The sequence below is a fragment of the Corynebacterium sp. HMSC059E07 genome, from assembly GCF_001814395.1.
Classification (GTDB): domain Bacteria; phylum Actinomycetota; class Actinomycetes; order Mycobacteriales; family Mycobacteriaceae; genus Corynebacterium; species Corynebacterium hesseae.
Genome location: NZ_KV816274.1, coordinates 166,241 through 183,661 on the forward strand (window position 1 = coordinate 166,241; position 17,421 = coordinate 183,661).

The window sequence follows — 17,421 nt, forward strand, 5'->3', positions numbered from 1 at the left end:
CTGAGACGATGGCCCGCGGAGCCGTCGACGCCCTGGGCGGGCCGACGGGGCGTTTCGCTCGCTCAGCCCACTCTGGGTGGTGGACTCCACTGCGAGTGATCATCACGCTGGCGTGGACATTCCTGGCATTTGGGTTCTTGAGTAAGGCCAACTGCGCGGCTAGCACCCGGGGCGAGGATGGCCTCATCAGCCTGAACTGGGCTGGCAACCGCCAGTACGCGTCTTTCTGCTACAACGACATCATCCCGCTCTACGGGGGCCGTGGACTAGACCAGCCGGGCTTCCCCTACGCCTATTCCTGGGTTGAAGGGGATATCACGCGCTACATGGAGTACCCCGTGTTGGCTGGCATGTTCCAGGGCGCCGTCGCTTGGCTGGCGCGCACCACCTACCCGGCCGTCGAGTGGATTGGGATTGCCGATGTCAGTTGGTACTTCGGGCTGACCGCGCTCATCATGTCCCTCGTGTGGGTAGGCACCGTGGTTATGGTTTTCCAGCTCACGGGTAACCGGGCGTGGGACACCGTCCTCATGGCAGCTAGCCCCCTCGTGGTCATGCATGCCTTTACCAATTGGGACATCCCGTCGGTGGCGTTCATGGTCGGCGCTCTGCTTGCAGTGACCAAGGGCAAGAACTGGCTCGCCGGCATTCTCATTGGGCTTGGCACGGCCTTTAAGCTGTGGCCCCTGTTTATTCTGGGTGCCTTTCTGGTGCTGGCCATCCGCAACAAGCGCTGGGCACCTTTCATCAAGATGTTCGTGGCAACTGTTGTGACGTGGCTCGTGGTGAACCTTCCCGTGGCGGTGGCCTACCCCGAAGCCTGGCGCGAATTCTTCCGGCTCAACCAAGAGCGTGGGTTGGATTGGACCACGATCTATGCGCTCCTGAGCCGAATTGGGGGAGTCGACCTTGAAAACGAATTCGTTAATACCTTCTCCCTCGTGGCCTTCCTGGCGTGCTGCGCGGTAATCGCCATCATGGGGCTCAAAACCCCGCGTGCGCCGCGGGTGGCTGAGATGATTTACCTCATCATCATGGCCTTCCTAATCTTCAACAAGGTGTGGTCGCCGCAGTACTCGCTGTGGCTCATTGTCCCGGCGCTCTTGGCGCTGCCACGGTGGCGCCTCATCTTTAGCTGGGCGCTTGCCGACGCCCTCCTCTGGCCCATCCTTGCCTGGCACATGCTCGGCTCGGAGAACAAGGGCCTGCCGCACGAGATGCTGGACATCGCGGTGATCACCCGGGATGGTTTCATCATCGCCATCGGCGTGCTCATCATCCGTCAGATGTGGGGCAAGTCGGAAGACAAGGTCCGTGCCGCGCACGGTGGCAGGGATCCGCTGGCGGGGGATTTTGCGCGATGACCATAACAATCGTGGGCATCATCTCCATCACGATAGGTTTCTTGTGCGTATTGGGCGCCTATTACCTGTTTCAGCGTTCTGAAGACCGAACCTGGCCCATCATGCTGGGGTTGCTGGCTCTGCTTTTCCTTACGGTGATACCTGCGAGTTCGGCAATCTTTGTCGCGGCGACTCACTAGGGGGCGGCCGAGGAGACAAGGGATTTCCTTTTCCGCCGGTCAGTGCGGTACTGTGTGAGGGTTGCTTGACGCAACAGACCCTCCTGCCATATCCGCAAAGGTGATATGGCCGATACCAATTACTAGACCATAGGAGGTGATGAGGTCCGTGCGTCACTACGAAGTCATGATCATTCTGGATCCCAATCAGGATGAGCGCACCGTAACCCCGTCCCTAGACAAGTTCCTCGAAGCAATCCGCAAGGATGGCGGCAAAGTCGAAAAGGTTGACGTGTGGGGCAAGCGCCGTCTTGCATACCCGATCAACAAGAAGGAAGAGGGCATCTACGCAGTCGTGGATCTGGAGTGCGAATCCCACTCCGTTCTCGAGCTCGATCGCCGTCTGAACCTGAACGACTCCATTCTGCGTACCAAGGTTCTGCGCACCGACAGCAAATAGCGGATACTGGGTTTCGAGCAATCCACGTAACCGATATTAAGGAGTAAAGACATGGCTCAGGGAGATACCAATATCACGGTCGTTGGCAACATTGTCGCCGACCCGGAACTGCGCTTCACCCCGGCGGGTGCCGCAGTGGCAAATTTCCGTGTTGCCTCCACCCCGCGTCGCTATAATCAGCAGACTTCCCAGTGGGAGGATGGCGAGGCCATGTTCCTCACCTGCAACGTGTGGCGCCAAGCCGCAGAAAACGTTGCGGAGACCCTGACCAAGGGCATGCGCGTTATTGTTACTGGCCGTTTGCGTCAGCGCTCTTACCAGACTCGTGAGGGCGAGAACCGTACTGTCTTTGAGATCGAGGTCGATGAGGTCGGCCCGTCCCTGCGTTATGCAACCGCTCAGGTAAACCGCAAGTCCGGCAACGGTGGCGGAAACTATGGCGGCGGCCAGCAGCAGGGTGGTGCTAACTACGGCGGCGGCAACCAAGGCGGTTTCTCCGGAAACCAGGGTGGTTTCTCTGGAAGCCAGTCCCAGTCTTCTGCCCCGCAGCAGTCCCAGCAGTCGGCTCCGAGCAACGATCCGTGGAATTCGGCACCCCAAGCGGGAAGCTTTGGTGGTGCGGATGCAGAACCCCCGTTCTAAGACTGTCACGCAAGTATTCATTTAACTCAATTGAAAGGCAGGGATCATGAAGCTGATCCTCACCGCTGCCGTTGAGAACCTCGGCGCCCCCGGCGAAATTGTAGAGGTTAAGGACGGCTACGGACGTAACTACCTGCTTCCGCGCGGCCTGGCAATCGTTGCCACCCGCGGTGCTGAGAAGCAGATCGAGGGCATCAAGCGTGCCCAGGAAGCTCGCGCAATCCGCGACCTGGACCATGCACGCGAGATCCGTACCCAGCTGGAGGAGCTCAAGGACGTCAACGTCCCCGTGAAGACCTCCGAGTCCGGCAAGCTCTTCGGCTCCGTGTCCGCAGAGGACATCGTGAACGCCGTTGCCGCCGCTGGCGGCCCGAAGCTGGACAAGCGCATCGTTGTGCTTCCCAAGGGCCTGGTCAAGAAGACCGGCAACTACCAAGTCGAGCTGAAGCTGCACGCTGACGTTATCGGCAAGGTGAACTTCTCGGTCGTCGCTGCCTAAGAATTAAGGCGCACGACGGTCACCCTCCGTCCAGCCGCGTGTGAGGCGCGGCGATGTACGCAGGTACGTGACCCACAGACAACAGCAAGGTTTAAGGCCGTGCTCCTCCCACTATGTGAGGTGGTGGAAGGTGTACGGCCTTGAGCCGTTTTAGGCATGCGGGGTGGGGAACCGTCGCCAAGCACGGCATGTGGATAACTCGCGGAACCTGTGGATAAACCTGTGTGCAGTTTACAGTGAGTTTACTCACGCCGCCTTTTGTTAACCCGCAGGTAGCGCCGATTTCGGGTTGAAGGCCCTACTTTTCACGGGTTTTGTGCGTATATTCACACCTTGAAAAACATGCTCTGACCTGCGGTAATTATCTTCGCTGGTCACGGGCTTGCAGAGTTATCCACAGGCTTGACCTCGCGCTTTGCGGAGCCTTCGTCCGCTGAGCTGGTAATTCCACAGGCACCTGTGGATAACTGTGGGAGTTATACCCAAGGGGCAGTGTCCAACGCCTCGGCTACACTGTTGTGTACTACGCGTGGTTGCCGCTTGGCACTGCCTTAAAGCCTGGCCGTCCGGCGCGGATAGAAGCTGAGAATTTCTGGGGCGGTCAGGGTGGGATCGATGAACGGTGGGATTGATGGACAATGACTAATGCCAGTTTTGATGACGATCAGGTTCCACCGCCGCCCGAACCGGTAGAGGAGGAACCCCGCCGCTCCTACCGTCAGGAGGAGCCGAAGCGTTACGGCGAATTCCGCCAGCCACCCGCGGACCGGGAAGCGGAGCAAGGCGTTCTTGGCGCTATGCTCTTGAGCCCGAACACGGTGATGGAGGTCATTGAAGAGCTGGAGCCGGAGGACTTCTACTATCCTGCGCACACGCTCATTTATCAGGCCATGATTGACCTCTATGCCGCGGGCACCGATATTGATGCGGTGATTGTGGCGGCTCGGCTCGATCGTTATAACAACCTCGAGCGCGTCGGCGGCGCGCCCTATCTGCACACCCTGCTGGCCACGGTGCCGACTGCCGCCAACGCTCGCTACTACGCGGAGATCGTGGCGGAAAAGGCGGTGCTGCGCAAGCTGGTGGATGCCGGAACCAGAGTTGTCCAGCTCGGCTTCCAAGGTTCCGAGGACATGGAGATCGAATCGGTTCTGGACCGCGCCCAGCAGGAAGTCTTCGCGGTGGCACAGAAGAAGACCACCGAGGACTACCGAGCATTGAGTGATCTTATTGATCCCACTATCGACGAACTCGCCGCCCTACAGCAAAACGGTGTGGAATCGGGCGTGCCCACCGGATTCATCGACTTGGATAACCTGACCAATGGCTTGCGTGCCGGCCAGATGATTATCGTCGCCGCCCGCCCCGGCGTGGGCAAGTCCACGCTGGCCATGGACTTCATGCGCTCGGCATCTCTCCAGCACAACAAGACCTCCGTGGTGTTCTCCTTGGAGATGTCCGCCTCGGAAATCGTAATGCGCTTGCTGTCTGCGGAGGCGGAAGTGAAGCTGTCGGATATGCGCGGCGGGCGCGTATCGACTGAGGACTGGGCAAAGATCGATGACACCCTCAACCGCATCCAGGATGCGCCCCTGTTCATCGATGATTCCCCGAACCTCACCATGATGGAGATTCGCTCGAAAGCCCGCCGCCTCAAGCAGCAGCACGGGCTCGACCTCATTGTGCTGGACTATATGCAGCTGATGTCCTCGGGCAAGAAGGTGGAGTCCCGCCAGCAAGAGGTTTCGGAGTTTTCCCGCCAGCTCAAACTGTTGGCCAAGGAGCTCGAGGTCCCGCTCATCGCGATTTCCCAGCTGAACCGTGGACCGGAGTCCCGTACCGACAAGAAGCCGCAGCTGGCGGATCTGCGTGAGTCCGGCTCGCTAGAGCAGGACGCCGACATGGTTATGCTCCTGTATCGCCCAGACTCACAGGACCGCGATGATCCCCGCGCCGGTGAGGCGGACATCATCTTGGCCAAGCACCGTGGCGGCCCGATCGATACGGTGAAGGTGGCGCACCAGCTGCACTACTCCAAGTTCGTCAACATGGCGCACGGGTAAATTACAGGTCCATCACGGCGTTGGGGTCACCCAACCGTGGGCCGAGAATGACCAAGACTAGGACCTGACTTTCCAGGTACGGGGGAGCGTGCTTTTTAAGAGGCTAAGCGCCTATTGAGTGAGGCTGCATGCTGCGGAATTTCTTCCATCGTCAGCATCGAGATATCGAGATCGCCACAAAATTCACGGAACTGCTGGTAGTTCTTCTTCTGCGCTGACGAGTTCGGCAATGTGGTGACAGCGATGATATCCAATTCGCGAGGAACAGAGATTAAAGTCTCACCAGCAGTAAGCTCACCGCCCGCCTGCTGCAACTTGTCCACCTTGAGCGTCCAAGAATCAATGGCCGCGCGCGTGATATTCGCATCAGAAGACCGGAAGTTAAATGCCTGATTAAGCTCGATAACTTCCTCATCATCGACAACCGCCAAAGTTAGATCCAGCTCGCGCCGGGCAACTTGGACGTCGGCGTCAAAGATGGTTGCTTTTTCCAGGCTTGGGAGTTGCTCGTATTGTTTGCGGATAAAGCGTCGTACCTGTCTGACGTCTTGTTGATGCTTGCCGGTGGGGGCTTCGCCAATGAGGGTCGAAAACAGTAGGTCGGTGGCCTCATTGAGGTTTGCAGCGTCCATGCTTTGCATGGGGTGAACCTTGATGAGGTTGTTCCAGTGTCCGCTAATGAATTCGAGATAGCTCGACAGCGTGTGTTGCCCGTCAAGGTTGAGCGGCTCGGTTGTCGTTGTCAGCTTCTTGAGGTCGGCTTTGAAATGTTGCAGGGCTCGCCGGATGGCCTCGGGAAAGTCGGAATCGTGGTGGATACCGCGGTCGGAGCGGAAATGATTCTTTGTTTCGCCTGTTGCAGCATCGATGACGATGACACCGACGCCGATCGTGGTGATGCCCATGGGGCGGGGAACCACGCTTACGGTCCAGTAGTCGAATCTCATGTCATTGTCCTTTGCGGTGTTTGTACGAGCGTAGGAGCTCCCGAGCGTAGTCCTTGCGAGAGAGGACGTAGTTCATGAGTTTGTCAGTCTCATGCGCAGGTATTGCCCATTCTATTGGTAGTGCTTCTTGCAATTCTTCTCGTAGGGTGGTGTCGAGGTTGTCGAGTGCGTTGATGGCTTTGTCCCACGAGCTGTTGGGAATTTCGGTGCGCAGTAGAGGAATGCGTGCGGTGCCGCCTGCGCGTTCTGGCGGGGTTAGTTGCCAAGGGTAGGGCTCCGAGTCGAACCAGAGCCCGTGGTCGATGGACCAGATGGAGTTATCGTCATCGTTGTCCGTGAGGATTTGGAGGTCTTCCTGAACATTGCACAACAACCACAGTGCTATCAGCTTCGGGATGTGGTTGTAGTTGGCGTCGTCGTTAACGTAGGGGATGACTCCGAACCCTTGGTGCAGTGTAGCAGTGTGGAGATTGAGCGAGCCGAAGAGTGGAGTCCCGGTGAGCCTGTATCTCCATATTGATTCTCCAATCATGTGTCCGTGTAGTGACTCGGGGACGTAGATAATTTTCCATGGGCGGATGTGGGCGCCCAGGCGCAGACCGACGATGCTTGCAGCAACTTCGTTGACTACGGCTTCGCGCCCATGGTCACTTTCTATGCGTTTGCACCAGTATTCGTTGCCGTCGTCGGCCTTGCCGAGGAACGGCCGGGTGCCAGTGTGGAAGGCGACTCTTCCGGGGATTTGTAGGTAGGTCTTTTCTTCACGGCTGCGTCGGGCATCGATAGAGATGACGTTGTTGGTGTTCATTGCAAAGCCTTTGCGAGAGGGGTGAGCGGAGTACAAGCCTGCGGGTCTAATGGGAACAGGAAATTTGGGCGTAGTTGCCTATTCGGGGATTATCTGTGTCTACCGCGGCCGTTTTGTGGTCGTGAGGTTTAGAGCGCCATTAGTGGCGGCTACGACCGATGGGATGAGGATTAGGGCACTCAGTTCCGTAGTGAGTGTTAGCCTGAACACGACGATTCCAGAGACGATGCCGAGGGCTAGGAGGATAACACTGTAGATATCGATGACCTTTTTGAGCGTGATGAATCGGGTTTGGACCTATTAGCCTGAGTCCGGTTCTTGAGCGTCACGGGTCTTTTCCTCCTTTTGGATTTTCAGAATAGTCCACTTTTTGTTGGTGCGACCATTCTTTGTGACTTTGTCCTCACGGATTTTGAGGTTGTATGAATCAGTTCCATTGAGGTTGAGACCTTCCACCATCGAAACAAGTCGAAGCGCGCTAGTTGACGTCAAACCAAACTTAGATCATGGGTGGATGAGAAATGTCACTCTTAACACCTCAATATCGTCATCGCAGCATTAGCCAGGGCACACCTGATGGAACCCGCAGTGGTTACTCCAACAAACGCCTCGTGAGAACACTCAAGAAATGCCGCAACTTTTAATTCGTTGTTGGCGGCGAAACCGTCCACGCCGCCGTACCACTTCCACTCGGCCTCACCGTCACCATCCAAGCAATCACCGGCCAAGAACTCTCGCATTAAGTTGGTCTAAGTCGGGTTCGTCAACATGGCACACGGTTAAATTACAGGTCCACCACGGCGTTGGGGTCACCCAACCGTGGGCCGAGAATGACTAAGACCAGGAACACGGCTGCTGCGGCGAGTGCGAGCCACCGCCACACGGGGAAGAAGCGCTCGCCACACAGCCGGGCGAATGCCGCGCCGATCAGCGCGCCGAGGGTATTGAAGATGAGGTCATCGATATCGGTGCGCCCCAGGGCGAAGGCGTACTGTGCTGTCTCCAGCGCCAGGCTCAGCGCGAAGCCCCACGCGGCCGTGGCCTTGAGTGAACGGCACATGCTGAAGACGAGCATTCCGAAGGGAATGAAGAAAGCGGTATTGCCCGCGTACTCAAAGAGCGGGCCAAACCAGGTGCCGCCGGAAAACTCATCGAGCGGGACCAAGCGCAGATCGCGGACCCGTTGGTTCTCTGGCTTCCAGAGGTAGCCAATCTGAAAGAAGGACTTCAGCGTAGTCAGCGCAACCATGACCGCGACCCACGCGCCAAGGGCGACCCTATTGAGCAAGGGTCCTACCCTTGAATTCTGGCAGGGTCAGCGCCGCGACAGCGGCGGTGCCAAAGGCTGCCGCAAAGAGTACGAAGAGCCAGCCCGTGCCCGCCACCGCGATGAGCGGCGGAACGATGAGTGGCGCCAAGATGGATGCGAGCCTGCCGAAGCCGGCGGCAGCACCCGTACCACGCCCACGCAGGGCGGTGGGATAGAGCTCGGGGCCGATGGCGTACAAAGCACCCCACGCGCCCAAGTTGAAGAAGGACAGAAGGCAACCGGCCAGGATGATCGTGGCCTCAGTGCTGGCAAAGCCATAGAGACCTGCGGAAAGCGCGGAGCCCACGAGGAAGGCAGCCAGCGTGGTGCGGCGCCCCCATACTTCGATGAGCCAGGCCGCGGCGGCGTAGCCGGGCAGCTGGGCCAGGGTGATAATCAGCGTGAAGCTGAAGGACTTCACCAGGGAGAATCCGTCGGCGACCAGCAGCGAAGGAATCCAGATGAAGGCGCCATAGTAGGACAGGTTGACGCAGAACCAGATGGTCCACAACGCGAGAGTGCGCCCGCGCAGGGACGGCGACCAGATGCTGGCGGCGGTGACGTCTTCCTCGGAGTAGGTCGGTGCCGGGGTCGTGCGGTCGATGTCCGTCGAGTCCACCTCTGCCTCAAAGGAGGCGACGATCTCCTCTGCCTCCTCGTGGCGGCCTTTCGACTCTAGGAAGCGCACCGATTCCGGCAGGTGGAGGCGTACGAAAAGTGCATAAAGGGCGGGGACCATGCCGAGCGCGAGCGCCCAGCGCCAGCCGCTTTCCGACGCCCCCACAACAAACGTTCCAACTACCGCGGCCAGGATCCAGCCCACCGCCCAGAAGGCCTCCAGCAAGACCACCATGCGCCCGCGGACCTTGAGTGGGGCGAACTCGGAAATCAACGTGGAGGCCACCGGCAGTTCGGCGCCCAGGCCGAGACCGATGAAGAAGCGCAGGACGATGAGAAGCGTGAGGCCCGTCGCCAGGGCGGAGGCACCCGTGGCGAGGCCATAGACCAACAGGGTCAAGGCAAAGACGTGGCGGCGGCCAAACTTATCGGCCAAGAGGCCTCCGAAGGTAGCGCCCAAGGCCATGCCGATGAAGCCCACGGACGCCAGCCACGAGGATTGGGTCGGCGTGATTCCCCAGTGCACGGCCAGAGCGGCCATGATGAAGGAGATGAGGCCCACGTCCATGGCGTCGAGCGCCCAGCCAATGCCGGAGCCGAAGAGAAGACGTTTGTGTTTGCCGGTGACGGGAAGGCGGTCGAGCCTCTCCGTGCGAGAGATAGAGCGATGATCAAGACGATTCATGCAGGCTAAGCATACTCTGCGGAGTGAAAGCTTTTCAGGCGCAAAGAATTACTGACTACAAAAACCGAACTCAACGCCATGGCTATACCCGCGAAAAGGGGGTTGAGCAGGCCAAAAGCGGCAACAGGTAGAAGAATAATATTATAGGCGAAGGCCCAAAATAGGTTGCCCTTGATGATGCGCAGGGTAGCGCGCGCAAGCCGTACGGCATCGGCCACAGAGCGCAGGTCGTTATTCATCACCGTGATATCGGAGGCCTCGATGGCGACATCAGCCCCAGCACCCATCGCGATTCCCAGGTCCGCCTGCGCGAGTGCCGCGGCGTCGTTCACGCCATCGCCCACCATGGCCACGGTCTTTCCTTGCTGCTGAAGTTGGGCGATAGCTTCCACCTTGTCAGAGGGCATGACCCCCGCTGTCACGTTGGCTTCATCAATGCCTACCGCTCGCGCCACTGCGTGTGCTGCACCGGTGTTGTCGCCCGTGAGCAGATGGGGCGTGAGGCCTAGGTCCTGGAGGGCGGAGATGGCGGCGGCTGCGGACTCCTTAACGCGGTCCTGTAGCTCGATGGTTCCCACCACGTCATCCGCCACGTAGACGCCGACCTGCGTCCCGGTGCCGTCGTAGCCCGCGGGTGGGCGTCCCACCCGCACGCGCGCGCCATCGACGGTCGCTTCGATCCCTTGGCCTGGCAGCTCGTGGTAGTCCTCGGCTGCTGGGATGTCGCCGTCGTAAGCCGCGCGGATGGCCCGCGCGATGGGGTGCTCGGAGCCCTGCTCCGCGGCGGCCGCAAGACGGAGAACCTCCTGCTCTGAGTGCCCCGCAGTGGCCTGAACCGCCGCTACTGACATCTGGCCTTCGGTGATGGTGCCCGTCTTGTCCAGAACAATCGTGTCGATCTTGCGGGTCGATTCGAGGATCTCCGGTCCCTTGATGAGGATTCCCAGTTCGGCGCCGCGCCCGGTGCCCACGAGGATTGCGGTGGGCGTCGCCAAGCCCATGGCGCAAGGGCACGCAATGATGAGGACGGAGACGGCGGCCACGAAGGCCGGGGCAACTCCGCCGACCCACAGGTGCGCTAAGAGCGCGAGGATAGCGATGCCGATGACGATGGGCACGAAGACAGCGGCGATGCGGTCGGCGAGGCGCTGCACTGGGGCCTTCGAGGTCTGGGCTGCGGTGACGAGCGCGCCCATCTGGGCAAGGACGGTGTCGGAGCCGACGCGGGTGGCGCGCACCTCAAGCCGCCCGGAGGCGTTGATGGTTGCGCCCGTCACCGTGCTGCCGGGTGAAACCTCAACCGGCAACGATTCGCCGGTGAGCAGGGATTCATCTACGGCGGAATGTCCGTTGAGGACCACACCATCGGTGGCGATCTTCTCGCCGGGGCGAACCACAAAAATATCGCCCTCGTGAAGGTCACCGATGGGTATGCGGGTTTCAGTATCGCCGCGCAGCACCGTGGCCTCTTTAGCGCCCATGGTGAGCAGCGTGGTGAGAGCCTCGGAGGAGCGGCCCTTTGCCTTGAGCTCAAACCAGCGCCCAAGCAGCAGGAACGTAATGACCATCCCCACTGATTCGAGGTAAATGTGGTCCATCTGCGCGTCATTGGAACGCAGCGTCATATGCATGGTCATGCCGGGCATGCCGGCGTTGCCGAAGAAGAGCGCGTAGAGCGACCAGCCAAAGGCGGCGGTGGTGCCCAACGTGATGAGCGTGTCCATCGTGGCGGCGCCGTGCTTCAGGTTGGCCCACGTGGCGCGGTGGAAGGGCGCGCCGCCGATGACGTAGACGAGCGTTGTGAGTACCAGGCAGGCCCACTGCCAGTTCTGGAATTGGAGGGCCGGGACCATGGAGAGGAGCATCACGGGCAGCGAGAGCGCCGCAGAGACGAGCGTGCGCTGCAGGATGTCGGAAGCCTCACCCTCGCGGGCGGTGTCCGCCGTGCTTGCCGACGCCTCCCCCTCATCACTCACCGCAAAAGCCCCGTAGCCCGCGCCTTCGACGACGTCGATGAGATCGGCGGGGGTCGTCGTCGCTGGGTCATAGCTTACGGAGGCAGATTCCGTGGCGAAGTTGACTGTGGCTTCGACGTTGTCGAGCTTGTTGAGCTTGCGTTCAACCCGGGATGAGCAGGAGGTACAGGTCATCCCGGTGATACCGAGGGTGAGGCTGGTAGTCATGATGCTTAGGCCAACTCGTAGCCGGCTTCGGCGATGGCGGCGGCGACCTGGTCATCGCTAAAGCCCTCACCAGTCACGGTGACGGCGCCGGTGGTGTGGTCAGCGGTGACGTCGGTGACGCCCTTGATCTCCGAGATTTCTTCCTTCACGGAGAGTTCGCAGTGGCCGCAGGTCATGCCGTTAACGGTGTAGGTGGTGGTGCTCATGGTCGTGATCAGACTCCTTAAGTAGTGGGTAGATACACCGTTGAGCGTATACCCCCTAGGGGTATAGGTGCAAGGAATAATTGAGCCTTGTGTACCGTTGAGAGTTGAAAGAACCTACAAATTTCCCCGAAACAGATAGGAAGAGACATGGCAACGATTGACATCACTGAAGAGACGTTCCAGGAGACCATCTCCGGCGATGGCATCACCCTCGTGGATGCCTGGGCGGAATGGTGCGGTCCGTGCAAGCGCTTCGGCCCGGTCTTTGAGAAGGCATCCGAGGAGCACCCTGATGCCACCTTTGCCAAGTTGGATACCGAGGCAAACGAGGATCTGGCTGCGAAGCTGCAGATTAACTCCATCCCGACGTTGATGGTGTTCCGCGACGGCATCTTGGTGTTCCGCGAGTCGGGCGCATTGCCGCCGGCAGCCCTGGAAGATCTCATTAGCCAGGTCAAGGCTCTCGATATGGATGAGGTCCGCGCCCAGGTGGAGAGCCAGCAGGCCTAATAATTCCGGATGTTTCTGAAAAGGCGGTCGAGATGGACCGCTGCGCGCTTTCCTGTGAGTATCGCTACACTCGCAGGAAAGCGTCTTTACATATAAAGCACTAACGAGCGCTGCATTGATTACTGCTGCAGGAACCACTAAGGAGTGAGCGCAATGGCAAACCCATTCAGCAAAGGTTGGAAGTATGTGATGGCTTCTTTCGATCAGAAGATCGATGAGAACGCTGATCCCAAGGTCCAAATCCAGCAGGCCGTGGAAGGTGCAAAGGAACAGCACCGCCAGATTTCCGAGCACGCAGCGGAGATTATTGGCCGCAAAACCCAGCTGGAAATGCAGCTCAACCGCCTAGTGAAAACTCAGAAGGACTACCAGGATCAGACGCGCCGGGCCTTGGAGTTGGCGGACGCTTCCGAGGATCCGCAGAAGGCCGCCGAGTACAACCAGGCAGCGGAGGTTGTGGCGAGCCAGCTGGTTGCCGTAGAAAATGAGCTGGCGAATCTGAAGTCCCAGCACGAGGCTGCCGCGCAAGCGGCGGAGCAGGCAAAGGCCCAGCAACAGCAGTCGGAGGCCCGACTGAAGGAGCAGCTCGCGCAGGTGGACCAGTTGCTGTCCCAAGCCGATCAGGCGGCGATGCAGGAGAAGAACGCTGAGGCTCTGGACTCCATGAATGAGCTCAAGCCGGATGACTCGACGCCTACGATGGATTCGGTACGCGCCAAGATTGAGAAGCGCTACGCTGATGCGCTCGGCGCCCAGGAGCTGCACCAGGCAGCTGGTGGTAGCCGGATTCAGGAGATTTCGGCGGCGGGACACGATATGGCCGCTATGTCCCGCTTGGATGAGATCCGCGCTGAGATGGCCAAGAACAAGGAGCTGGAAGGCTCATCCTCCAAGACCACAGAGGAGCTCGAGGCCGGCGCCGAAGCCAAGGACGCTGAGGATAAGTAGTAACCAGCGCGAAAAGGGGCCTTCTGGAGCAGGCCGCATTCTGCGGCCAGGGGATTTCACCACCCCGCGCTCCAGAAGGTCCCTTTATTAAGGTCCCTGTGCGCCTCGACGGTCTAGCTGCCCTGGCGGCGGATATTGATTAGCACGCCGCGGATGCCGGAGTGGAAGCCATCGCGCAGGTTGACGCGCTGGGTTTCGGTGAGCGTGTACTCGTGCAGCGTTTCGCAGGCGAACTGCAGCAGCGGACGGTCGATCTCCGGCGGCAGACCGCCGCCGGAAAGGAGATGGGCTTGGTCGCGCTGATCGGCGCTCGCGGCGTTGTCGAACCACCACGAGGCATATTGCTGCCCCACGTCAAAGGGGGACTGGAAGCCGGCGGAGCTCCACACTTCCTCGGGGAGGGGAACATACTTCGAGCGCAGCTTGCGGCGCGGCGCCATCATCGACGGCTTGGGCGCGGCCGGTTTGGGGGCAGGCTTCGGGGCTTCGGTGCCCGTTTCCTCTTCTGAGTCCGCGGGCTTCTGATCCGCGGCGCTGGGCTTTGTGGTTTGTTCGCCGCAGGGGGCGGGTTCCTCTTCGTCGGCGGGGGCGCTCGGTGCTGCCGACTCTGGGTGCGAGGCGGTGGCAGCCACGTCTTGCGCCGCGGCGGAAGGTGTTGCCGGCCCAGGTTTTGGCGCAGAGGGGAAGGCAGCTTGTGCCTCGGTAGGTTCGTCGCACTCTGGGGCGTCCTCGGTGGCGGAATCGCTAGCGTCTTCGCTTCCTTCTCCGGTGCTCTGGGGCTCGCGGATGGTCGGCGGCAGCGGGCCTTCAAGGACCTCAAGCTCCATCGCATCGGCGAAGTCCTCCCGCGGATCGAGGATCGTGGTGGAGTCGCAGGCATGGCGCAGAGCTGAAGACATGGAGTCCCATCCGAAGCCATAAAGGTGCACGCGCACACCATTGTTGACGGCCTCCTGGACCCCGGGAATCATGTCTGCGTCGCCGGAGACCAAGACGAAATCCGTGACTTGGCCCTTCATAGCGGAAACGATCATATCGGCGACGAGGCGGGTGTCCACGGCTTTCTGGGTTCGCCGTTCGCCCCATTCGATGAGCTGACCGGTGCGCAATTGGACGCCATCGCAGACCCGCAGTGCTCGCTGGTAACGGTGGGGGCCGGTATCGGGGATTCCGTCGTACCAGTATTGGCGGTGGATGGGGTTGCCTACTTGGTTCTCAATCATGGAACCGAGGGAGCTGACTACTTCGGGTAAATCAATCTCTAGCTGGGCGCGGGCCCCCGTCTCCCAAGAGTTATAAAAGCTGGCCAGTAGGTATGACGTGTCAACGAAGACAAGTGTTCGTTCAAGCATGGCTCCTAAATTCCGTTCTATCGTTTCTAACTAATTTTTCTATGATCACTTTCGTGAGGTCTCCAGCTTAAGGCTGGTGTCATCCAGTGTGCCCCATTAGTCACAAAACGTCGATAACCTTGGGGAAATTCCCAGGTAATAAACGTGTTTGCCGCAAGTCTTGCGGAGGTTGCAGGGCAGGTTATATGGTTAGTTACATGAGTAACCAACCAACTAGGGAGACTGCATGGATAACTCCGCGCAGCCACTCTTTCGTCAGATAGCGGTACTCATCGAGGACGCCATCATTGAGGGCACTCTCGCCGAGGGCGCCCAGGCACCGTCCACGAATGAGCTCGCCGCTTTCCACAGCATCAACCCCGCCACTGCCCGCAAGGGCCTGACCCTCCTCGTGGATCTCGGAATCCTCGAAAAACGCCGAGGTATCGGCATGTTCGTCACCTCTGGTGCCGCAGACCTTATCCGGGCGCGGCGTCGCCAAGACTTTGCGGCTGAATACGCCGCACCGCTCATCGACGAAGCCGTGCACCTGGGCTACACCCGCCAGCAACTCCATGACCTCATCGACCTTGTCGCAGAAAGTCGAGGACTCTACTCATGATTTCTACCCCGCACTTCACCTTCGACGACGGCCTCACGCACGGCCTCGTCGGCCCCAACGGCATTGGCAAGACCACCTTGCTGCGCAAGATTGCTGGCCAGCTCGGCGGCTCCGGCATCAAAGTCGACGGCGACAAGCCCTACGACAATGAAAAAGTCCTCAACAAGGTTGTCCTCATGGGCATAGATAACCCACTGCCTGAAGGTTGGAACGTGAAGAAGATCTTCACCGTGGCAAGCCTGCGCTGGCCCACGTGGAGCACAGCGCGCGCTGAGGAGCTGGTCGAGCGCTTCGAGCTTCCAATGAAGAATTACTCGGGCCTTTCCCGCGGGCAGAAGTCCGCAGCGAGCTTCATTGTTGCGGTGGCCTCGGGGGTGCCATACATGCTTCTCGACGAACCCTATCTCGGCCTCGACGCCGCCAAGCGGGAGGTATTCTACGACGTCTTGCGTGAAGAGCACGGCCGCACCATTATCGTCTCCACCCATCACCTTAACGAGCTGTCTGGTTTGCTCGATACCGTGGCGCTGATGGGGGAGAACCCGCTGTCCGGTCCCATCGATGAGTTCATTGAGGGCGTCGTCCAGCTCACTGGCTCTGCCGAAACCCTCGATCGCGCGCTGGGGCGCCTGCAGCTCCCAGTGCTTGAGCGCGAAACCTCAGCCGTAGCAGACCGCGCGCTTGTCGACGCTCGCCCCAACCACACCGCCAACGTCTTCGACATGGCCCAAGAAATGGGGCTGCGTGCCACCGAGGTATCCCTTGAGCAGGCAGTTCTGGCATTAGGGGAGGCATGATGAAGCTCTATAGGCATATGGCGCTGAGCTGGAACAGCTTCTTCTACGCCTTGTGGATTGTCATCCTTCCGGTGCTGGGAATGGGCCGTGGGCAAGGGTGGGCCATTGGTTACTCACTCTTTATGGTCCTTATGGTTTACCTTTCGCAGCCTGACTTCACGCGCTATCTGACCTTTGGGTTGAGCACCCAGGTGTGGAATGGGCACCGGCGCATCAATGCTTCCCTGACGCTCTTTCTCATTCTGGTTAGCGCACCCTTCGCGTTTCCATGGTGGGTCCTCATCGCCCCGGTGCTCATGTGGGTGGTGTGCATGACGAAACGCTTTGAGCCATCACGACTGACCGCGAGCTCCCTCATCGTAGGCAGCGATGGTGATTCTTCGACGGGCTGGTTCTCAGCGTCCCCGGTCTCCCAGATTGTGTTGCGCCCTCAAGCCCGCGCGTGGATGTGGGCTGCATTCGGTATAGCCATCGCAACTGCGATAAACATCGTGGTGAGCAAGCTGTGGGATACCGGCGTGGGCATCGTAGGTGTCATTGTTACGTTGATTGTCCTGCCGCTAGTTGCTGATTCAATCCGCAGCTCACTCAAAGATGCAGTGGCCTTTGGGCTGCCGCGCGGTGCTTGGGCCAAGACCACTGTGCTGTGCACGGCAATCCCCGTGGTCCTATCGCTCGTGGCCGATCTGGTAGCGATGATGTGGACCGGCAATCCAGCCGGGTTCACCATCGTGTGTCTTGCTACAACGTCACTACTTTTAACTTTCGCCATTACCGACAAACTGACGTGGCTTTACACAACTGCGCTAGCGGGAGCAATCGCCGTACTGTTCATAGCGTGGCTTATCAATCCCAGCGTTGCGATGGGGTGGACGCTCACAGGGATGGCAATCATCTACGTCGTGTGGGTTGCCGCGTATCCCCGGATGGCAAAAAAGACCAACGTGTTTAGCCCGGGCCTCATGGGCTGGTTTGGGGCACGCTGAGCGCCATCCAATGTCTGCGTTAAAAGGTTGTCTTTGTGCACTTCAAGAAGGGGTAAAAACCTTCATTGAAGTGCATATTTGTGTTTTATCAAGGCCGTGTGTAACTTTATATGAGTCAGCGCGACCGACAGCGCCCCACAGGAACTGAGGTTCTTGGAGAGAGGCGGTAGGAAAACAGGCCCTGACAACAAATATTTTCTTTACTCGCAGTACTGCGTACCGCCAAAGGCGTTCCGTATGGCTGTGTGGTGACGATGTTTGAGAACTCAATAGTGTGCCAATGTA

At 59.4% G+C, this 17,421-nt stretch carries 17 protein-coding genes; 10 read left to right on the plus strand and 7 right to left on the minus strand.

Going from position 1 to position 17,421, the window contains the following annotated elements; all coding sequences use genetic code 11:
• Nucleotides 1-8: 8 nt before the first annotated feature.
• From HMPREF2967_RS01255 to dnaB, 5 genes are all read left to right on the plus strand, one after another.
• Nucleotides 9-1,364 (plus strand): glycosyltransferase family 87 protein, encoded by a 1,356-nt coding sequence (locus HMPREF2967_RS01255; protein WP_070684655.1) that lies wholly within the window; start codon nucleotides 9-11, stop codon nucleotides 1,362-1,364.
• Between the two features lie 327 nt (nucleotides 1,365-1,691).
• Nucleotides 1,692-1,982, plus strand: a complete 291-nt coding sequence (gene rpsF / locus HMPREF2967_RS01265; RefSeq protein WP_180952128.1) for a 30S ribosomal protein S6 — start codon at nucleotides 1,692-1,694, stop codon at nucleotides 1,980-1,982.
• Nucleotides 1,983-2,033: 51 nt separating this feature from the next.
• Complete coding sequence (locus tag HMPREF2967_RS01270) at nucleotides 2,034-2,624, plus strand: single-stranded DNA-binding protein (protein WP_070684637.1); 591 nt, start codon at nucleotides 2,034-2,036, stop codon at nucleotides 2,622-2,624.
• A 46-nt stretch (nucleotides 2,625-2,670) separates the two neighbouring features.
• A complete protein-coding gene (rplI, locus tag HMPREF2967_RS01275; protein ID WP_010187895.1) occupies nucleotides 2,671-3,123 on the plus strand; it encodes a 50S ribosomal protein L9 in 453 nt (150 codons plus the stop codon).
• 638 nt (nucleotides 3,124-3,761) lie between these two features.
• Nucleotides 3,762-5,186 carry a replicative DNA helicase gene (gene dnaB / locus HMPREF2967_RS01280; protein ID WP_010187892.1) on the plus strand — a complete coding sequence of 475 codons (1,425 nt, stop codon included), beginning with the start codon at nucleotides 3,762-3,764 and terminating at the stop codon, nucleotides 5,184-5,186.
• A gap of 95 nt (nucleotides 5,187-5,281) precedes the next feature.
• Here dnaB and HMPREF2967_RS01285 read toward each other — a convergent pair whose 3' ends face one another.
• The 6 genes from HMPREF2967_RS01285 to HMPREF2967_RS01315 form a co-directional block, all read right to left on the minus strand.
• The gene (locus HMPREF2967_RS01285) at nucleotides 5,282-6,133 is read right to left on the minus strand and encodes a DUF3037 domain-containing protein (RefSeq protein ID WP_070684640.1); all 852 of its coding nucleotides are present in this window, start codon (nucleotides 6,131-6,133) and stop codon (nucleotides 5,282-5,284) included.
• Between the two features lies 1 nt (nucleotide 6,134).
• Nucleotides 6,135-6,941 carry a HipA family kinase gene (locus HMPREF2967_RS01290; RefSeq protein WP_070533733.1) on the minus strand — a complete coding sequence of 269 codons (807 nt, stop codon included), beginning with the start codon at nucleotides 6,939-6,941 and terminating at the stop codon, nucleotides 6,135-6,137.
• A gap of 784 nt (nucleotides 6,942-7,725) precedes the next feature.
• Nucleotides 7,726-8,190 carry a VanZ family protein gene (locus tag HMPREF2967_RS01300; protein ID WP_070524241.1) on the minus strand — a complete coding sequence of 155 codons (465 nt, stop codon included), beginning with the start codon at nucleotides 8,188-8,190 and terminating at the stop codon, nucleotides 7,726-7,728.
• A gap of 28 nt (nucleotides 8,191-8,218) precedes the next feature.
• Complete coding sequence (locus HMPREF2967_RS01305) at nucleotides 8,219-9,553, minus strand: MFS transporter (protein ID WP_070563956.1); 1,335 nt, start codon at nucleotides 9,551-9,553, stop codon at nucleotides 8,219-8,221.
• Nucleotides 9,554-9,558: 5 nt separating this feature from the next.
• On the minus strand, nucleotides 9,559-11,736 hold the full coding sequence (locus HMPREF2967_RS01310) for a heavy metal translocating P-type ATPase (RefSeq protein WP_070684643.1): 2,178 nt from the start codon (nucleotides 11,734-11,736) through the stop codon (nucleotides 9,559-9,561).
• Between the two features lie 5 nt (nucleotides 11,737-11,741).
• Nucleotides 11,742-11,942 (minus strand): heavy-metal-associated domain-containing protein, encoded by a 201-nt coding sequence (locus HMPREF2967_RS01315; protein ID WP_070563962.1) that lies wholly within the window; start codon nucleotides 11,940-11,942, stop codon nucleotides 11,742-11,744.
• A gap of 147 nt (nucleotides 11,943-12,089) precedes the next feature.
• Here HMPREF2967_RS01315 and trxA point away from each other — a divergent pair, with 147 nt between their 5' ends.
• Both trxA and HMPREF2967_RS01325 read left to right on the plus strand, forming a co-directional pair.
• Nucleotides 12,090-12,452: a thioredoxin gene (trxA, locus tag HMPREF2967_RS01320; RefSeq protein ID WP_070533740.1), complete on the plus strand. Its 363-nt coding sequence runs from the start codon at nucleotides 12,090-12,092 to the stop codon at nucleotides 12,450-12,452.
• A 153-nt stretch (nucleotides 12,453-12,605) separates the two neighbouring features.
• Complete coding sequence (locus tag HMPREF2967_RS01325) at nucleotides 12,606-13,400, plus strand: PspA/IM30 family protein (RefSeq protein ID WP_070533741.1); 795 nt, start codon at nucleotides 12,606-12,608, stop codon at nucleotides 13,398-13,400.
• A gap of 113 nt (nucleotides 13,401-13,513) precedes the next feature.
• Here HMPREF2967_RS01325 and HMPREF2967_RS01330 read toward each other — a convergent pair whose 3' ends face one another.
• Entirely contained in the window at nucleotides 13,514-14,752 is a 1,239-nt protein-coding gene (locus tag HMPREF2967_RS01330) for an NYN domain-containing protein (protein ID WP_070684645.1), read from the minus strand.
• A 226-nt stretch (nucleotides 14,753-14,978) separates the two neighbouring features.
• Here HMPREF2967_RS01330 and HMPREF2967_RS01335 point away from each other — a divergent pair, with 226 nt between their 5' ends.
• Genes HMPREF2967_RS01335 through HMPREF2967_RS01345 form a run of 3 tightly spaced genes read left to right on the plus strand, consistent with a single transcriptional unit; the run spans nucleotide 14,979 to nucleotide 17,136 of the window.
• A complete protein-coding gene (locus HMPREF2967_RS01335; protein WP_010187877.1) occupies nucleotides 14,979-15,353 on the plus strand; it encodes a GntR family transcriptional regulator in 375 nt (124 codons plus the stop codon).
• Complete coding sequence (locus HMPREF2967_RS01340) at nucleotides 15,350-16,150, plus strand: ATP-binding cassette domain-containing protein (RefSeq protein WP_070524232.1); 801 nt, start codon at nucleotides 15,350-15,352, stop codon at nucleotides 16,148-16,150. The genes HMPREF2967_RS01335 and HMPREF2967_RS01340 overlap by 4 nt, the downstream gene beginning before the upstream one ends.
• Nucleotides 16,147-17,136: a hypothetical protein gene (locus tag HMPREF2967_RS01345; RefSeq protein ID WP_232770560.1), complete on the plus strand. Its 990-nt coding sequence runs from the start codon at nucleotides 16,147-16,149 to the stop codon at nucleotides 17,134-17,136. The genes HMPREF2967_RS01340 and HMPREF2967_RS01345 overlap by 4 nt, the downstream gene beginning before the upstream one ends.
• The last annotated feature ends 285 nt before the right edge of the window (nucleotides 17,137-17,421 follow it).